General features: G+C 55.6%; 2 protein-coding genes. Both read right to left on the bottom strand.

The window, feature by feature from the left end:
* A partial coding sequence (locus AC1D1X_RS24780) for a hypothetical protein (RefSeq protein WP_477699551.1) occupies nucleotides 1-315 on the bottom strand: 315 nt, incomplete at its 3' end.
* 46 nt (nucleotides 316-361) lie between these two features.
* Nucleotides 362-786, bottom strand: a 425-nt coding sequence (locus AC1D1X_RS24785) for a hypothetical protein (protein WP_477699552.1), incomplete at its 5' end; no start/stop codon positions are given.

A 786-nucleotide genomic window follows, 5' to 3' on the forward strand; every position in this document is an offset into this window, starting at 1 on the left:
GAACTTGCTCACGCGACAAAACTCGTCAGACACGGAAAGGACTCCATAGCTTCCATCCGGATTTCCCTTGAGAATGAAAAGGCGCTCCTCGCGCTGTGGATTTCCACCTCTCTGCCCAGTGGCCACCAAAGCCAGATCAGCGATTCCGTCACCGTCCAGATCGCCTTCGGCGCTTGTCCAAATGAAATCCAGATGCGGAAAATCGGCCGAGATTACGGAAATGGCCTTCCGTCCCGTTGGCGTGTATTCAGCAGATACAGGCAGGGCTGAGGTGCAGAGAAGAGCAAAGATCAGCAGGAGCTTGGTGGCGACCATGAGTGGTACCTAACGTTTGTCTTGATGGAAGGGTTAGGCCGCATTCTCAGCGAAGCTCCTTGCGAACCACCAACTTGAGTCCCGACCAGACTTCCGTGACGGCGCAGACCTTGATATCTACGAAGCCGAGTGGCAGCGCCAACTCGCGGATAGTGTCTTCTGTGATGGTGGTCGGAACCTTGGCTGACTTCTTCGGCCAGGAGACCCACAGCGCTGCGTCGGATTTCAGCTTCTTGCGCAAGACACTCAGAGTCTTTGCCAGTTCTTCTCGCTGCGTGACAAAGGCGTGAGCGATATCTACCTTTGAATCGGGCTGGCTCACAAACTGCACGGCTGGTGGAAGTGGGGCCAACAGACTTTCGTACTCCTCAGGTGCTGCGATGAGCAGCACTCGATGCGCCTCTTTGATGCCAAGCTTCCTGGAAAGCGGCGTTCCAGAGTATCCAGCGGTGTTTGAGGTTGCCATGCGTC

The sequence above is a fragment of the Polaromonas sp. P1_G4 genome, from assembly GCF_056405475.1.